This is a genomic window from Shewanella sp. 10N.261.52.F9 (genome assembly GCF_041471165.1).
Classification (GTDB): Bacteria; Pseudomonadota; Gammaproteobacteria; order Enterobacterales; family Shewanellaceae; genus Shewanella; species Shewanella marinintestina.
Genome location: NZ_JBFRNX010000012.1, coordinates 227,627 through 243,894, shown reverse-complemented (window position 1 = coordinate 243,894; position 16,268 = coordinate 227,627). Strand labels below are relative to the sequence as shown.

The 16,268-nt window shown below is 43.7% G+C and carries 13 protein-coding genes; 6 read left to right on the top strand and 7 right to left on the bottom strand.

Features of this window, described 5'->3' with window-relative positions; all coding sequences use genetic code 11:
* Window positions 1-27: 27 nt before the first annotated feature.
* Complete coding sequence (locus AB4298_RS08835; protein ID WP_371986378.1) at window positions 28-3,174, bottom strand: efflux RND transporter permease subunit; 3,147 nt, start codon at window positions 3,172-3,174, stop codon at window positions 28-30.
* Window positions 3,175-3,267: 93 nt separating this feature from the next.
* The gene (locus tag AB4298_RS08830) at window positions 3,268-4,425 is read right to left on the bottom strand and encodes an efflux RND transporter periplasmic adaptor subunit (RefSeq protein WP_249000357.1); all 1,158 of its coding nucleotides are present in this window, start codon (window positions 4,423-4,425) and stop codon (window positions 3,268-3,270) included.
* 459 nt (window positions 4,426-4,884) lie between these two features.
* Between AB4298_RS08830 and AB4298_RS08825 the strand changes: the two genes are divergently transcribed.
* On the top strand, window positions 4,885-5,247 hold the full coding sequence (locus AB4298_RS08825; RefSeq protein WP_220782357.1) for a cytoplasmic protein: 363 nt from the start codon (window positions 4,885-4,887) through the stop codon (window positions 5,245-5,247).
* 416 nt (window positions 5,248-5,663) lie between these two features.
* Complete coding sequence (locus AB4298_RS08820; RefSeq protein WP_249000358.1) at window positions 5,664-6,965, top strand: NAD(P)/FAD-dependent oxidoreductase; 1,302 nt, start codon at window positions 5,664-5,666, stop codon at window positions 6,963-6,965.
* A gap of 463 nt (window positions 6,966-7,428) precedes the next feature.
* Here the strand turns inward: AB4298_RS08820 and AB4298_RS08815 are convergent, their stop codons facing one another.
* Genes AB4298_RS08815 through AB4298_RS08800 form a run of 4 tightly spaced genes read right to left on the bottom strand, consistent with a single transcriptional unit; the run spans window position 7,429 to window position 10,249 of the window.
* Complete coding sequence (locus tag AB4298_RS08815) at window positions 7,429-9,120, bottom strand: DUF2326 domain-containing protein (RefSeq protein WP_371986376.1); 1,692 nt, start codon at window positions 9,118-9,120, stop codon at window positions 7,429-7,431.
* Complete coding sequence (locus tag AB4298_RS08810; protein ID WP_371986375.1) at window positions 9,107-9,343, bottom strand: ABC-three component system middle component 6; 237 nt, start codon at window positions 9,341-9,343, stop codon at window positions 9,107-9,109. The genes AB4298_RS08815 and AB4298_RS08810 overlap by 14 nt, the downstream gene beginning before the upstream one ends.
* Complete coding sequence (locus AB4298_RS08805; protein WP_371986374.1) at window positions 9,330-9,881, bottom strand: ABC-three component system protein; 552 nt, start codon at window positions 9,879-9,881, stop codon at window positions 9,330-9,332. The genes AB4298_RS08810 and AB4298_RS08805 overlap by 14 nt, the downstream gene beginning before the upstream one ends.
* Window positions 9,882-9,898: 17 nt before the next feature.
* On the bottom strand, window positions 9,899-10,249 hold the full coding sequence (locus tag AB4298_RS08800; RefSeq protein ID WP_371986372.1) for a hypothetical protein: 351 nt from the start codon (window positions 10,247-10,249) through the stop codon (window positions 9,899-9,901).
* 662 nt (window positions 10,250-10,911) lie between these two features.
* Here AB4298_RS08800 and AB4298_RS08795 point away from each other — a divergent pair.
* Window positions 10,912-11,121: a hypothetical protein gene (locus tag AB4298_RS08795; RefSeq protein WP_248950132.1), complete on the top strand. Its 210-nt coding sequence runs from the start codon at window positions 10,912-10,914 to the stop codon at window positions 11,119-11,121.
* A gap of 105 nt (window positions 11,122-11,226) precedes the next feature.
* On the opposite strand, the gene AB4298_RS08790 is transcribed toward AB4298_RS08795, so the two are convergent.
* Window positions 11,227-11,595: an acyl-CoA thioesterase gene (locus AB4298_RS08790; protein ID WP_220781874.1), complete on the bottom strand. Its 369-nt coding sequence runs from the start codon at window positions 11,593-11,595 to the stop codon at window positions 11,227-11,229.
* Between the two features lie 397 nt (window positions 11,596-11,992).
* Here AB4298_RS08790 and AB4298_RS08785 point away from each other — a divergent pair, with 397 nt between their 5' ends.
* From AB4298_RS08785 to AB4298_RS08775, 3 genes are all read left to right on the top strand, one after another.
* The gene (locus AB4298_RS08785) at window positions 11,993-13,492 is read left to right on the top strand and encodes an alkaline phosphatase (protein WP_371986371.1); all 1,500 of its coding nucleotides are present in this window, start codon (window positions 11,993-11,995) and stop codon (window positions 13,490-13,492) included.
* Between the two features lie 91 nt (window positions 13,493-13,583).
* On the top strand, window positions 13,584-15,188 hold the full coding sequence (locus AB4298_RS08780; protein ID WP_371986370.1) for an alkaline phosphatase family protein: 1,605 nt from the start codon (window positions 13,584-13,586) through the stop codon (window positions 15,186-15,188).
* A gap of 155 nt (window positions 15,189-15,343) precedes the next feature.
* Window positions 15,344-16,177, top strand: a complete 834-nt coding sequence (locus tag AB4298_RS08775; RefSeq protein WP_371986369.1) for a hypothetical protein — start codon at window positions 15,344-15,346, stop codon at window positions 16,175-16,177.
* Window positions 16,178-16,268 lie beyond the last annotated feature (91 nt).

The window sequence follows — 16,268 nt, the reverse complement described above, 5'->3', positions numbered from 1 at the left end:
ATTCATAACCTCAGTTAGTTTACGCTCTTAGCTTGGCTCTTTAGTTGCAGCCGGCTCAACATCACTAGGTAAGCCTTTAGCCTTTTCGCGCATCTTTTGCATCATCACGTAAAATACGGGCACTAATAAGGTACCAACGATAGTGGCCGCTAACATACCACCAAACACAGAGTAGCCTAATGCGCGGCGACTACCGGCACCAGCACCAGAGGCGATAACTAAAGGCAATACCCCTAACAGGAAGGAGAATGCCGTCATCAATACCGCACGAAAACGCAATCTTGCCGCGGTTTCACCCGCTTCTAATATGCTTTTGCCTTCTTCTCGTAACTGCTTAGCAAACTCGACAATCAAAATCGCGTTCTTACAGGCGAGGCCAATCAGCAGTACCAGACCAATCTGCGCATAAAGGTTTAAGTCTGAACCCACCAAGAGGATATTTAAGAATGCACCTAACACCGCAATAGGCACTGCTAAAATAACCGCAAACGGAATGGTCCAGCTCTCGTATTGCGCCACCAGGAATAAGTAAGTAAACACTAACGCTAACGAGAAAATCAATGGCGCTAAATTACCCGCCTTAATCTCTTGGTAAGTTTGCCCTGTCCACTCAAACGTATAGCCGGTTGGCAGCGATTCATTAGCGGCGCGCTCCATGGCAGTAATCGCATCACCCGAGCTAAAGCCCGGCGCCGGGAAACCGTTAATGGTCGTCGAGCTGAACATGTTGTAGTTGTTCATCACGTCAGGGCCTAAAATCGGCGTCACAGTCACTAAGGTACTTAACGGCACCATTTCGCCAGTATTAGAGCGCACATAAAAGCGCGAGATGTCTTTGTCTGAATCACGATACTCAGTCTCAGCCTGCAAGATAACTCTAAAGACTTTGCCATAGCGGTTAAAGTCATTAACGTACATAGAGCCGAGCATGGTTTGCATGGTTGAGAAGATCTCATTAAGTGAAATACCTAACGCCTTGGCTTTATCCCTATCAACATCGACAAACATCTGCGGCACATCGGCGCGGAAGTTACTAAAGGCCATCGCTATTTCAGGTTGCTCATTGGCTTTCATAATCAAGGCTCGCATCACAGAAGCGAGCTCTTGAGGCGTACGTCCTTGCGTGTCTTGCAGCACAAACTCAAAGCCACCGACACTACCCACACCTGGAATTGGCGGCAGTGAGAATGCCATGGCCTTTACTGCAGGGTTGGCCGCGTATTTAGCTTGAAGTTTGGCAACAATGGCAGACTCTGCCATATCGGCTGATTCACGCTCGCTCCAAGTCGACAGGGTGACAATCATCAAACCACCGTTTGAAGACACAGAGCCGGTCAAAATACTAAAGCCACTGGCATGAATCACGTTTTCAACACCCGGTTCATCGCGCGTTAGCTCAACTAAATCACGCATCACCTCTTCAGTACGGTTAAGCGAAGCGCCATCGGGTAGCTGGATATCTACCATAAAGGCTTTTTTATCTTCCATTGGCACAAAGCCTGACGGTAAGATTTTCGCGATACCACCGGTTAGCAGAATCAAGCCAACATACACTATGCCCACTAATGCCAACTTGCGAGTAAGTGATGATACTAGCTTCATGTACTTACCGGTAAAGCGCTCAAAATGCTTATTAAACGCCGCATGGAACCCTTTAGTATGTGTCTTAGGCGGACGCAATAATGAGGCGCACAGCGCCGGGCTTAAGGTCAGTGCATTGACTGAAGAGATAAGCACCGAAATACAGATAGTCACCGAAAACTGTGCATACATTTGACCGGTGATCCCCGGCATAACCGCTGTCGGAGCAAACACCGCGAGTAATACTAAAGTGGTTGCAATAATCGGCCCTGTTACCTCTTTCATAGCTTTTGAGGTGGCTTCTTTCGGTGATAGTCCCTCATCTTGCATTAGACGAGTGACGTTTTCGACCACCACAATGGCATCATCGACCACGATACCAATCGCTAAAATAAGCGCGAATAGCGACACCGTGTTAATACTCATGCCAAAGGCAAGTAAAAAGGCAAAGGTACCAATTAAAGAGACAGGAATTGCGATTGCAGGCACCAGCGTTGAGCGTACATCTTGCAAGAAGATAAACACCACAAAAACCACCAGCGCTATAGAAATAAACAGGGTTTGTACCACTTCCTTAATCGAGGTTTCAACAAACTCAGTGGTGTCATATAAGACTTCATATTCAAGATCATTAGGAAAACGCTCTGACAGCTTTGCCATTTCCGCTTTAATCGCCTTACCGACTTCAAGTGCATTCGCATCCGGAGATTGATAAATAGCAATAATCGCCGACGGCTTATTGTTTAACTTACCTTGAGCATCATAGGTTTGTGAGCCAAGTTCTACACGAGCCACATCGCCAACCACCACTTTAGAGCCATCATTATTGGCTCTGATCATCACATCGTAAAACTCCTTTGGATCTTTAAGTCGTCCTTTAGTCTGTAACGTGTACTGAAACTGCTGCTCAGGATCCACCGGTGCGGCGCCAATACGCCCCGCTGCAACTTGAATGTTTTGCTCTTGCAGCGCACCAATCACATCAGTTGCGGTTACGCCAAAACTTGCCATTTTGTCAGGGTCGAGCCAAATACGCATGGCATAATCTAACGCACCAATCACTTGTACTTTAGACACGCCGTATTGACGCGCTAGCGCATCCTTAACATTTAAGCCGGCATAGTTAGTAATAAACAGCGAGTCAAAGGTCTCGTCAGGTGAGACAAGGTTAACCACCATCAGCATATTAGGGCTTTGTTTTTCAACTTTTACCCCCTGACGTTTCACCTCTTCCGGCAATCGCGGCATTGCCTGCTGTACACGGTTTTGCACTTTTACCTGTGCCATGTCGGCATCAGTGCCCACTTCAAACGTTACATTTAGCGAATAGCTGCCGTCGTTAGCACTTTTAGACTCCATATAGAGCATGCCTTCAACGCCGTTAACTTCGGCCTCTAACGGCTGGGCAATAGTATCTTTTACAATATCGGCACTCGCACCAGAATAACTGGTTGAAACGCTCACCTGTGGCGGCGCGATTTCAGGAAACTCTGAAACCGATAACACAGGAATTGCGATTAAACCGACTAAGGTCAGTACAGTTGAGATAACAAAGGCAAATTTGGGCCTGTTAATAAAAAAATCACTAATCATGGAATTCCCCTGTCGGCGTTAAAACGCACTCAAAGCGATAGGCATCTGCGCCGCTTAAGTAGACAAAACAAGATATGTTCATCAAGACAACTCCTATTTAGTTTCGTCTTCTTTAAAAGGGATAACTTCTTGCTCAACAGGTTTGACTTTTATCCCGGGACGGATTTTTTGCAATCCTTCTACCACAATACGTTCACCGTCTTCTAAACCACCTAACACTCGCCATTCAACACCAAAGCGGTCACCCAGTTTGACGATACGCTTTTGCACTTCATCTTGCTCATTAAGCACCATCACAAAGCGCCCTTGCTGATCTTCCTGCACAGCAGCTTGCGGGATAAGTAAAGCGCTCTCTGTAATAGGTGATTCAATCACTAAGGTAACAAACAAGCCGGGTAACATGAGTTTGTCGTCATTTTTAAAGGTGGCGCGTACAGGCAAAGTACCTGTTGCGGCGTCAACACGGTTACCGACAAAGTCGATATGACCAATCTCATCAAACATGGTGCCGTTAGGAAGACGCAAACGCATGACAATATCGGTGATTTTAACTTCGCGTTGTTCTGCCTTAGAAAAATTTTGCTGCGCTGTAATAAGCCCCTTTTCTGGCACTTGGAAATTAACCCACATAGGTTGAAGTTGCACCAAATTAGCCATCTCTGACTGAGGGGTAATAATGTCACCGGTACTGACTTTAGAGTGGCTAATACGCCCTGAAATCGGCGCATAGACCTTGGTATAGCTCAACTGCAGCTCGGCTGCTTGTACCGCAGCTTCTGCCTGCACAACACCTGCTGCAGTGGTGAGTTTACGACTGGTTAACTCATCCATATCCTGCGCGCTAATCATGCCATCAGGCAATAATCGACGACCACGCTCCCAGTTCATCACCGCAACATCTCGTGAAGCTACCGCTTGCTTTAACACCGCATGTTGCTGCGCCAGCTCAGCTTTATAGGTCGCGGGATCGATTTCAAATAATAAATCGCCTGCAGTAACGTCATCCCCCTCAACAAAGGCACGCTGCAGTAATTGTCCCTGAATTTGCGATTTAATCACTACGTCCTCTGAAGCGCGCGTACGTCCAACAATTTCAGATTTAGGCGTGATCATTTCAGTATGAGCAGTATTAACAATCACGCTGGGTAGCATAGCTTGTTGCGGTGCTGGTGCATCACCACAAGCCGACAAAGCGACAGTCGTTGCTGCTAACATCCATAATTTAAGGTTTGAAACTGATGAACCGGCCATTTTAGCCTCCAGAGGGGTAGGATATGTGCTTTATTTTTGTCCTGAAATTATAGGCTGCCTCATCAAGCAAAAGAAACCTTTTTGTAATGAAATCGCAAACTTATTAACATTAGACATCTAAACTAAGCTCTGTTTTTATATTGACGTAAATTATCGACTCAGAACCCCAAACGCACTTAAACTGATGCTTTATTAGTCAAAGCCGCTACTTATTTACCTTCATAAGTAAAAGTGAGAGCTGGAACAAGGTTATTCAGTTAAATGTCATGGTAAACAATAGGTACAGCAACTAGAGTGTTAACTAAGCGTTATGTTTGTGCGCGGTAGAAATAATCGATATTCAGTTAGCTCAACTTGCTCGAACTACACAGAAAGTACGCTCAAACTACGCAAGTGGTTGACCAAGATAAAAAACGATGCCTAAGATGGCATTAGTCACAGCGAACAGGTAGGTAATTTATGACAGCAATCTCTCATGTATACAACTACACAGTCCGATGCCCGCACGTTAAGGATCCCGCACACCCAACAAGCTGGCGTAACCATGTTGAGCTCAATCGCTCTTGTGAAATCGCACTAGACAGAATTACTAAGTGGCACGGCCATTCTGGCAACCGACTATTTGAACATGAAGGCTTTGTCGTCAGAGAGTGCGAACAGGAACAAGCCTACTTCGCCATGCAGAATGACCGCCTCAAAGATGACAAACATGCTTTGGTGACATTCAAGGTGTTTATGGATAACAAGACCAAAGACACTTCAGTACAAGAAATCATGGAACATGTTATCGAAGACTATAAGTCTCGCTTAAGCAAACTCTAATAATTGCCGGCATGTTTTATCTCCTTAAAGCATGCCGCATTTTAGCTCTTGTTGTTACACCGAGTCAGATCACACTTCTAACATTCTAGTCAAAGTTTATCTCCTTCCTTTATGACCACCTAGCCACAAAAAACATGTAAAAAGTTAACGTGGTAAAATTTTAAACCGTTAAAATTCAATTAATTAAAGTTAAATAGTTAATTAAAAAACCACCTTGAGCCAATTCAAGGGCTTAATTGCCGTTTTTCACATCTACTGCTACACTTTTTTAAGCAAACTTACCTGTCTACTTTTCACTTGCAGTACAAGCATTGAGCAACTAAAAACTGCCTCAAAACTGCATAGTCAACTCGTGAATAGGCAAGTTAAACCCATATTTAATTTACGGTTTTATCTAATTAAGGATTTTAAAACTCATGCATGAAATGGCTAATATTGTCATCGTTGGTGGCGGCGCTGGTGGTATGGAAATCGCAACAAAACTTGGTCACCAACTTGGCCGAAAAGGCAAAGCCAGAGTTACATTGATTGATTGCGCAGAAAGCCATGTTTGGAAGCCCCTTCTGCATGAGGTCGCTACAGGCGCCTTAGATATCGGTATTGATGCAATTAGCTATCGTGGCCACGCTGCCCATCATGGTTATCACTTTCAACAAGGTGCAATGACCGACCTTGACCGTGAAGCCAAGCAAGTGATCCTTGCGCCGATTAATGATGAAAAAGGCAACGAGCTTTTACCTGCACGCCGCATTGATTATGACTACCTAGTGATTGCTATTGGCAGTATCGCCAATGATTTTAATATTACTGGTGTACGTGACCACTGTGTATTCTTAGACAGCACTGAGCAAGCCATGGAAATTCGTACCATGCTGCTTAACAAATTCATGCGTTATGCAAGCCACCACCAACTTGATGATAAAATCAAAATTGCCGTTGTTGGCGCTGGTGCTACAGGTGTCGAAATGTCAGCAGAGATGCATCACGCGGTTGATCAGCTGCGCGGCTTTGGCTACAAAATCGATAGCAGCCTGCTTGAAATCACCCTTATTGAAGCCGATGAGCGCATTCTACCTAAGGTAGAAAAAGAAGAGATCTCAGCTTCTGTCGCCAAAGAGCTTACCGCAATTGGTGTAAAGGTGATGACTAGCACCCGCATCAATCAAGTGACAGAAGAAGGCTTGCATACCTCTGAAGGCGAATTTATCCCATCTGATATGGTGATTTGGTCAACCGGTGTTAAAGCGCCAGATTTTCTTAAAGAGATTGGCGGCCTAGAGAGCAATCACATTAACCAAGTCATGGTTAATCAAAATATGCAGACCACCCGCGATCCGGCAATTTTTTCGATTGGTGACTGCGCGGCTTGCCCGCAAGAAGATGGCAGTTGGGTGCCACCACGTGGTCAGTCTGCACGCCAAATGGCACTGATGACTGCTGATAACATTAAGTTATTGTTAGCAGGTAAACCGGCGTCAAATAACTATGTTTATAAAGACTTAGGCGCCTTGGTTAATCTATCCAAGTTCCACACTGTAGGTAACTTAATGTCGTTCATTGGTGGTGGCGTCATGGTTGAAGGCAAGATTGCGCGTTTTGTTTACACCTCACTATACCGCAGACACTTAATTGAGCTACACGGCCCAATTAAAGGCACATTATTGATGTTTGCTAAAGGCATTAGCCGCATCGTACACCCACACTTGAAGTTGCACTAATTAGCTTTATGAATGTTGCTGGTTTAGCACCAGCAACATTTTTTGCAAAGCTGACTTGGCTTGCTGAGTTTACCTAAGTTCATTATTACCAAGAAAATAAACTTGAGTTTTTAGTCACTCACATGCCACTACTTCTGTGGGACGCTATAAAGCCACCCATGGTCGCTCTGTGGTTTCCAATAACATCCCTGTTAAACAGACAGTTCGGCATCCATGCCTCTCGTTCGAAGAGTATCTCTTTGAAATACCTCACCCTGAAACCTAAGCCCACAGCTGCAGCGACATCTGAATCATCATCTCTCCAGTTAATTCGCTCCGACCCCTTTGCTACTATGGACGGTCACGGCCGTATCTACACTAAGTTATAACTGCACCACCTGTGCATTTCAAAAATCAGTCGTAGGATTAGGAAATGTATGAGGGTCACTTAAAGTTTACTCTGACGCCACATACCCACCTTTGATCATATCTTGAAGAATTTGTTGTCTTGAGCGAGTTCTAGAATAATGTACTCTTTGTACTTTCTGTAGTCTTGTTCAACAAGTTTATCGGCCAGCATTGAGACAATCTGTTGGCCTGAAAGGTTGATAGATTCATCAAACATTTTACGAATGTGTTGGATGTCAATTTCGTCGATAGAGTCATGCAGAACAAAGTTAGGTCTTAATGCTTGTCTATCACAAACAGTTTTGATGTATGCTAGATCAAAAGTTATAACTTCAAGCCTTTTTAATCCGCCTTCATTGTTAGACTCTACATCGTCCACGTGCGGAGAGCATTCACCTTTTTCTTGGTCTAAATGAAGACTGAAGTTGTACTCAACTCCGTAGAAATCGCGAGTGTAGTTTTTGAAGTTTTCGATATATTTTTCTTCAAAAGAGGTTACGCTGTTCAGCTCAGTTTCAAGTTCACCAGCTAATTCAGTTAAGCTTTGTTGCTCAAGTATTAGCTTTGAGTCGATATCATCCTTTTTGTCGATTATGGCTGTTAGTTTGGCTAACTCTTTATCAAGTCGACCAATTTCCTTCATCGTGTCAGATATCTCTTCCATTTTCTTTTTCGACTTAAGTTCATCGAAAAGGCTATGCTTCTGGATTTTGAGCTCGCCAAACTTAATAGTAGCCTTTTGATGCTGCTCTTGTAGTTTATCTAGTCCATGCGACACAAACTCTCGTTTGGTGCTCAACAAATGTTCATGGAAGGTGAGTGCTTGCTGATAATCTTCAAGAGTAGATTCTATCTTTACAGACGCATATTCATAGATTGTCCGCAGCTCATCAAGTAGATGATATTGCTCATTAGTCTTTAGTATTTCGTTGGTTTTGATGACATTTTTTATTTTTAGATCTAGTGAAAGAATCTGGTCAGATAATGAGTTTTGTTCGTCATCAATTGTGTTGATTTTAGATACAATTTCTAGTTTATCGATACCTTTTTCAGACGATAATAAAGACTTTTCTAACTTGGTTATTTCTTTCTTTATTTTAGAGACTGAGCCAACAATCTTATCTTTAGAAATGACACTATTGAACGCTCTTGAATTTCTATCGTAACCTCTGATAGCGGTCTTTAACTTATGAACTTTGCTGAGTATCTCAGTATCATCAAAGTTGAACAGATACAGAAAAACTGTGTTGATATCGGACTTAGAAACGTTCCTACCGCTGTCAAAGTTAACAGTCTTAGTCATGCGGTGTTGTGTGGTTCTAAAGAACTTTGGTGCAAGTTTTCTAATCGTTGGTTTAACAGAGTGGACGTTGAAAACACTTCCCATAATGTGAGCAACATATTCTTTACTGGTTACTTCTCGTCCATCCAAAAAGTAGCTTTGTAGGTCAGTATCTGTAGATAGCCTGCGCTTAATAATACTGTACTGATTGTTTAGGCCAAGATATTCGAGAGTCGCATATACTTCACTGTTTGTGAAAAGCTGCTCAATCTCTTGCTTTGGTGTTTGAAACTCATCATCGATGTAGATTGGACTCATTGAGCCATCAAACAAGTAGTCAAGGATTCGTCCTAAAGTTGACTTACCAACACTGTTACCAGATGCGTCAGACTTCTTTTTACTTGTAATGATGTTTAAGTTGTCTAAAAACGGTATCTCTCGTGTTTCTACACCGTCGATCTCTAAGAGAAATCTAAGTAGCTTCATTGATAAAAACCTCTTTGCTATCGTAACCAATAGCAGAAATAATATACAGCCAATCCAGCGCTAGAATTATATGGTCTACAGATACAGAAAGTTCTTTAGTGCCTACCTTCATTAGCTGAGTGATCGTCATACGTTTTCTTTTGCGTTCATGAAGCCTTTTCAAGATAAAGCCACCAATATAGAGCACATTCATCTCTGGGTGAGAGCCTTTAGTTGGCAGCATTGTTAGGATTCTCCAGTACACAGCATTCAACAAACCCATGTGCTACAACAACGTTTAGACCAATTTCTACTTGTTCTTTGTATTTAGTCACATTGGCTGAGCTATACACAAACTTTCTGAGTTGTTTGATTACATCAATTATGATGTCGTCAGCGTGCTGTTGTACTTGCTCTATGTCGGGTTCAAAAGAATCAATATCGTACTTATCTAATGAATTGCAATACATTTCATTAAGCAATTCCAGTGCTGTTTGTTTTCCATTGATTATGTTCTGTTCTGCGCGGTTATAGGCTTTCTCGATATGGGAAGAATATGATTTGTACTGCAAGACTATACGACGCTTAGTCTTGAGCTTGTTGTGGTCAATCTTTGTTTTAACATCTGCGGGAAAAGACCGATCAGAACGGTCAATTTTCACTTTAGCTGATGCGATATCACCAATGATCAAGTTGATAATGGAATCAACGTTACTTTCTGGAGACTCTATGTTGTAGAAATCTCCTTCGATGTTTTCAATGTCAAATCTTGTTTCACACATAGACAAGCCTAGGACTCTTATTTGTTGTAAACAAAGTCGCCTTTGATTACACCTTGGTTAAAGTTGGTCTGGCCGTTTTGATGCACTTCTTGATAGTTATCGTGGATATCGTTCTTTTCGATTTCTACGATCTTTTGCTCTAAAGAAGTGTTTTGAACTTGCAATGAGTCGTATGAAATTTCTAAAGATTCAAATTTTTGTTGAAGCGTATTGTTTTCAATCTTTAGTTTGTTATTAGTAATGCTCAACTTATCGAATTTTTTCGTGATTTTAGTCACATTGCTTTTTTGAACAAAAGCATATATGCAACCGACGACGGTACAGAGCCAAGCGATAGCTACAAAAAGTGGGGTAGCAAAAATTTCCATTTTATATCTCAACATCTAGCCACATTAACCGAGTATCTTATATTTAATACGCATTCTATACCACAGAAAGGTGGTAACTTATTAATAAATATCAAGTAGTCATCGTCTAGCCACTAAGTTGCTTAACAACTAACATATTTTGGAGCACTGCCGTGCTAGACATTCAATCACCAACCTTAGAACACAAAGGGAGCGGAGCGAATTAGCGACAGATAATAAACTAGCCTTATAGCCATAACTCCGAATCACCAGAATTATGCTTGTCTAACCTAGTGCAGATACGGCTGAAGCCGTCGAAAACATGGATGTTTTCGTTGAGCCTACACGGACGTACTTGCGGCGAGCTTCAGCAGTATCTGCACATGCGCCCGCTGCAAGCGATTGATAACCATAAAGCTAAAACGCAAAACACGCTTCCATGTAGCAACGAGTAAAAATAAAATGTAACCAGCCTTCATTCCAAGGCTACTCCCCCCCGTTGCAGGCGATTAATAACCATGAAGCTAAAACGCAACGCTCACTTCCATATAACATCGAACACAAACAAAAATGTAATCAGCCTTCATTCCAAGGCTAGTCTAATAACGTGACACACTGCCCTAGCGCAGCTTATAAATTGCTGGCAATATGCCCGTATCTAATAAGAAATGGAATATCATTCAGTGAAACAGTTAGCTTTAATTAGTGCACTATTGTGCAGCTTAGCCATTAGCGGTTGCGCCGATTTAAAAGAAGCCGGTCGTCAAATTGGCAGTACCACTAAAGAAGTCACCACAGATATTGGCCATGCGACTCGAGATACCACTCGCGCAATCGGCCACGCTTCTAGAGATGCGGTTAAATCGGTAAAACAAGATCTTAGCGAAGACTAGCTGTTGAGCAGACTTTACTAACACAAAATATAAGACAAAATATAAAAACAAAGGCTCATTATTGAGCCTTTGTTTTTATTCACTTGTTAACTTATCAGTTACACACTAGGCGGCATTGGCGCGCATACCGTGGGGCGTGGGTAAACCTTGCTCATTAACATGCACAAAGACAATTTTGTCGATACTGGCAATAGGTAAATGAGTCAGCTTATTACGCACCTTACAGCTAATGGTTATCGAGGTCGCGCCGGCACTGATCAGCTCCAGACCAAATTCAATCACATCCCCTTGCCTTGCGGGCGCAATAAAATTAATTTCATTCATAATCTTGGTAACGTGACGCTGACTTTTCATTTGGCAGCCAGCATAAATTGCAGCCTCTTCGTCAATCCAACTTAACAGTTGGCCACCAAAGAGAAAGTTTGCTGGATTAAGATGTTCCGGCTTTATAAAACGGCGGCTATAGTATTTCATATTAAATTCCTTACTCCTGTTAAATACCCAATAAGGAGTAGCAAATATACAGCCAAGTTTTCTAAGCCTTATAAATCAGCAGCTTATATAACCCTAGATTCACCTCAGTTAAATATACTGCCCTGTTTTAGCGCTTTATTGCGCCAAAGTAGGGCTTATGCCTAAGCAATATACCAACCGTGATATTGATAAAGACTGCTTAGTCGTTGCGTGCTTTTTATTACAGCGTTTCATTACGGCTCGGTTTATTAAACCTCTATCTTCAGTTTGTTTGAGTCAATTTTAGCTTAGCAACAAAAACGACATAAATTCGACTCAATAACGTCATGCTTGTCACTGACAATCACAGCGCCACAAGGAAATCTTATATAAACCTTACTAATTTACGGTGACAATAGTGAATAATATCAAAAAAATAGCTGTGATTATCTCTTGTAGTCTCGCACCTATCGCAGCTAACGCTGCTGTATTACCCGATAACCAAACTAACAGCCAATGGTATAAAGACAGCGCCAAGCTTGTTAGTGACAAAACCCAACAGAGCACACCAACTAAAGCTAAAAACGTGATCTTATTTGTGGGTGACGGTATGGGGGTATCAACCTTAACTGCAGCGCGCATTTTTGAGGGCCAACAACAAGCTGGTAACCAAGGCGGCGAAGAAAACTTCTTAAGCTTTGAGCAATTCCCTAAAACAGCGTTAGTGAAAACCTATAACACCAACCAACAAACCCCAGATTCAGCAGGCACCATGACGGCAATGGCGACGGGCGTAAAGTCAAAAGCCGGCGTGCTGTCAGTATCTGATACCAGCCTGCGAGCCAATTGCCTGTCTTCAAAAGGCAATGAGCTAATCACCTTAGTCGACTTAGCAAACGCTAAGGGCTTATCTACCGGTGTAGTAAGTACTGCGCGCATTACTCACGCAACCCCTGCTGCAACTTATGCCAATTCACCAGAGCGTAACTGGGAAGCTGACTCAAACTTACCCGATGAAGCGATAACCAACGAGTGTAAAGACATCGCTTATCAACTGGTTATGCGAGATGAAGCCGATGCGCTAACGGTTGCACTTGGCGGCGGACGCCGTAACTTTATTCCACAGGATACAACCGATGGCGAAGGTAAAACAGGCCGCCGCGCCGATGGTATTGACCTGACTCAGGCTTGGACCGACAACTTAAGCAACTCAGCTTATGTTTGGGATAAAGCCGGTTTTGATGACATTGATGTTAGCGCAACCGATCACCTGTTAGGTCTATTTAACTCATCGCATATGCAGTATGAAGCAGACCGTTTAGACGACGTTGCTGGTGAACCATCGCTAACAGAGATGACTACTAAATCCATTGAATTACTCAACAAGAATGAAGATGGCTACCTGCTAGTGGTTGAGTCAGGTCGTATCGATCATGCTCACCATGCCGGTAATGCTTATCGCGCCATGATGGATACCGTCGAGCTATCAAACGCCGTTCGCGCGGCTGTTGAAAACACCAATCCAGAAGAAACCTTAATCATGGTCACTGCCGACCACAGCCATGTATTTACCATTGCAGGTTACCCAAAACGCGGTAACCCAATTCTAGGTTTAGTGCATGGTGTTGATGGCAACGTCACCATCGCTAAAGACGGCAAACCATACACTACTGTTGGCTACACCAACGGCCCAGGTGCAGTTGTAGGGAACCGTGATGACTTGAGCTCTGTCGATACCCAAGATAAAGAGTTCAAGCAACAAGCATTAGTGCCAACCAGCAGTGAAACCCACGCAGGTGAAGATATTACCCTGCATGCAATGGGTCCTGGCTCCGACCTTGTTCAAGGCGTTATGGAGCAAAATGTTATCTACCACATCATCAATCAAGCCCAAGAGCTTGGTGGAACCAAATACTAAAAAGATGAGTACTAAATCTTTAGCAATATCGAACCACTACTGATTTTAACTGGCTCAAAGCCAGAAAAAGTGCCCATTTATGGAGTTTAAAATGAATAAAAAATTACTGGTATTAAGCATGTCTGCAATCTTAGGTCTGGCAGCTTGTAGCGATGATGGTGACAAAGGTGACCAAGGTGAGAATGGCAATAATGGCCAAGATTGGACAACCGTTAACCAATGGTATGTTGATGGGCAATCTCGTGTCACCCAAGCTCAAGAGTTAACAGTGAATAATGAAGCTGGCGCAGCGAAGAACATCATTCTTTTTGTGGGTGATGGCATGGGGATCTCAACTGTTACTGCGGCGCGTATTCTAGAAGGCCAATTACAAGGTCAAACCGGTGAGGAAAACTCGCTATCATTTGAAACCTTACCTTATGTTGGACTCGCTAAGACCTATAACGTAGATGGACAAACGCCAGATTCTGCCGGCACCATGACAGCTATGGTCACAGGCGTTAAAACTGATGTCGGTGTTATTGGCCAGGCCGAGGGCGTAATTCGCGGTAACTGCGCCTCAACCGAAGGCCAAGACTTAGTGACCTCATTAGAGCTTGCCGCGATGGCTGGACTATCAACGGGTGTGGTATCAACTGCACGTATTACGCATGCTACACCAGCAGCAACCTACGCCCATGCCCCTGAGCGTAACTGGGAAAATGATGCTGACCTACCTGATGAAGCCGTTGCCAATGGCTGTAGCGACATTGCTGCACAGTTGCTTGATTTTGATTACGGTAGCGGTCTAAACGTAGTGATGGGTGGCGGTCGTCGCTCGTTCATCCCAACCACAGTTACCGACCCCGAGGGTAAGTCTGGTCGTCGTGAAGATAACCGCGACTTAACCACTGAGTGGCTCAGTAAATATACCAACGCTGCTTATGTTGCTGACCGTGACGCGTTTTTAGCGCTTGATCCTGCAACCACTGATCACGCATTAGGCTTGTTTAATTCGTCGCATATGGAATATGAACTCGACCGCACCACAGCTGGCGTAACCGGCGAGCCATCGCTGGCTGAAATGACCGCTAAATCCATCGATATCTTACAGAAAAACGATAAAGGCTTTGTACTGATTGTTGAAGCTGGACGTATCGACCATGCGCACCACGCTGGTAACGCAGCACGCGCCTTACACGATACCATTGCCCTGTCTGAAGCTGTGCGTGTTGCGATGGAAAAAACCTCGTCAAAGGATACCTTACTCATGGTCACTGCCGACCATAGCCATGTGTTTACCATTGCGGGTTACCCAACACGTGGTAACCCAATTCTTGGTCTAGTTAAAGGTAATGGCTCAGACGGTCAACCTGCGGTGACTAATGCAACCGATGCCAATGGCCTGCCATACACAACAGTGGGTTACACCAATGGTCGCGGCTACGCCAATCTTGAAACCGGTGGCGATGAGCGCTATGGCTACGCCGAAGCTCCAGGGCGTTTCGACCTCAACTATGTCGATACTCAGAGCGCTGGCTTTCATCAAGAAGCTTTGGTGCCACTAAGCAGCGAAACCCATGCAGGTGAAGATGTGGGGATTTTTGCAAGTGGTCCTGGCGCGCATTTAATCCAAGGTACGGTTGAGCAAAATCATTTATTCCATGTGATGAACCATGCCGGCAATCTGGTCAGTAAAGCTGAGGCCGCTCAATAGTCATGGCAAGCTTTAAAATTGCTATCGCTATAACAATCGCGAAAGCAAAACTCACTGTATTGACACTGACTAAGTAAGCCTATTATTGCCACCGAGCTAACTCGGTGGCTTTATCTTAGCGTTAAATTAAAACCTTAATCCTCTTAGGAGACAACATGCTACTTCCATACTTTTCGTTATCAACATGCTTTAAAGCTAACGCCGGTAAGCCACAGGTGTTGTTCAACAAAGCTGCCGTTTTTAGTAGCGTTATCTACTGCGGCTTGTTCGCAGCCATGTTGGTAGTTATCCCTAGCACAGCAATCGCCAGCAAAATTGCATTAGCGTCATGTGAGCAAATCGATCCTGCACATGTCAGTGCAACTTACACTGTCACCAATAACGCAGGTCAGCAAAAAACCATCACCTTACTAAGAAATAATGACCAATTAATTTATCAGCGCAGCCCAGAAAGCTTTGAGCTTTGGGATAGTAATGGCGAATATGTGCGTTACTTTCCTGCTCAGCAACGTTCTATCTCTTACCGCAAAGGTGACTTACTCTCGTTAAATATGCATTTTGATTATGAGCAGTTGAACCATCTGATCCCGCCAAGTGCACTGCAATCGCTAACTCAAGTTAAGCCAACCGCGAATAACGCGATAAATGATGTTTGCCCAGCTAACGAACGCTACCAAGGTCAGTTAGGTCATAGTCAGTTCGAGGTTAATTGGGTAGAACATTTAGCACTGCCAGCAAACATGCATATCCATCAAGATGGCATGCAGCAACAGTACCAATTAGTGGCGATAAAAACACTTTCAGATAAAGCATTTTCTGCACTCACGGCGAATTACCGCGACTTAGACTTCGCCGATGTGGGTGACAATGAGTCCGACCCTTTTATTGCCGAGATGATCCATCAAGGCTTTATTCAGCATGGCAGCTCAGGTTTTTACGATAGCCAAGGTAATCAATTATCGAGCAGCAGCCAAGGCCACCAGCACTGAGGACCGGTTCAAAATGTAAGTGCTAATTTTAGTGCTAAAAACAAAAAACCTAGGCAATGCCTAGGTTTTATTGTTACGCGATAGCTGCAGG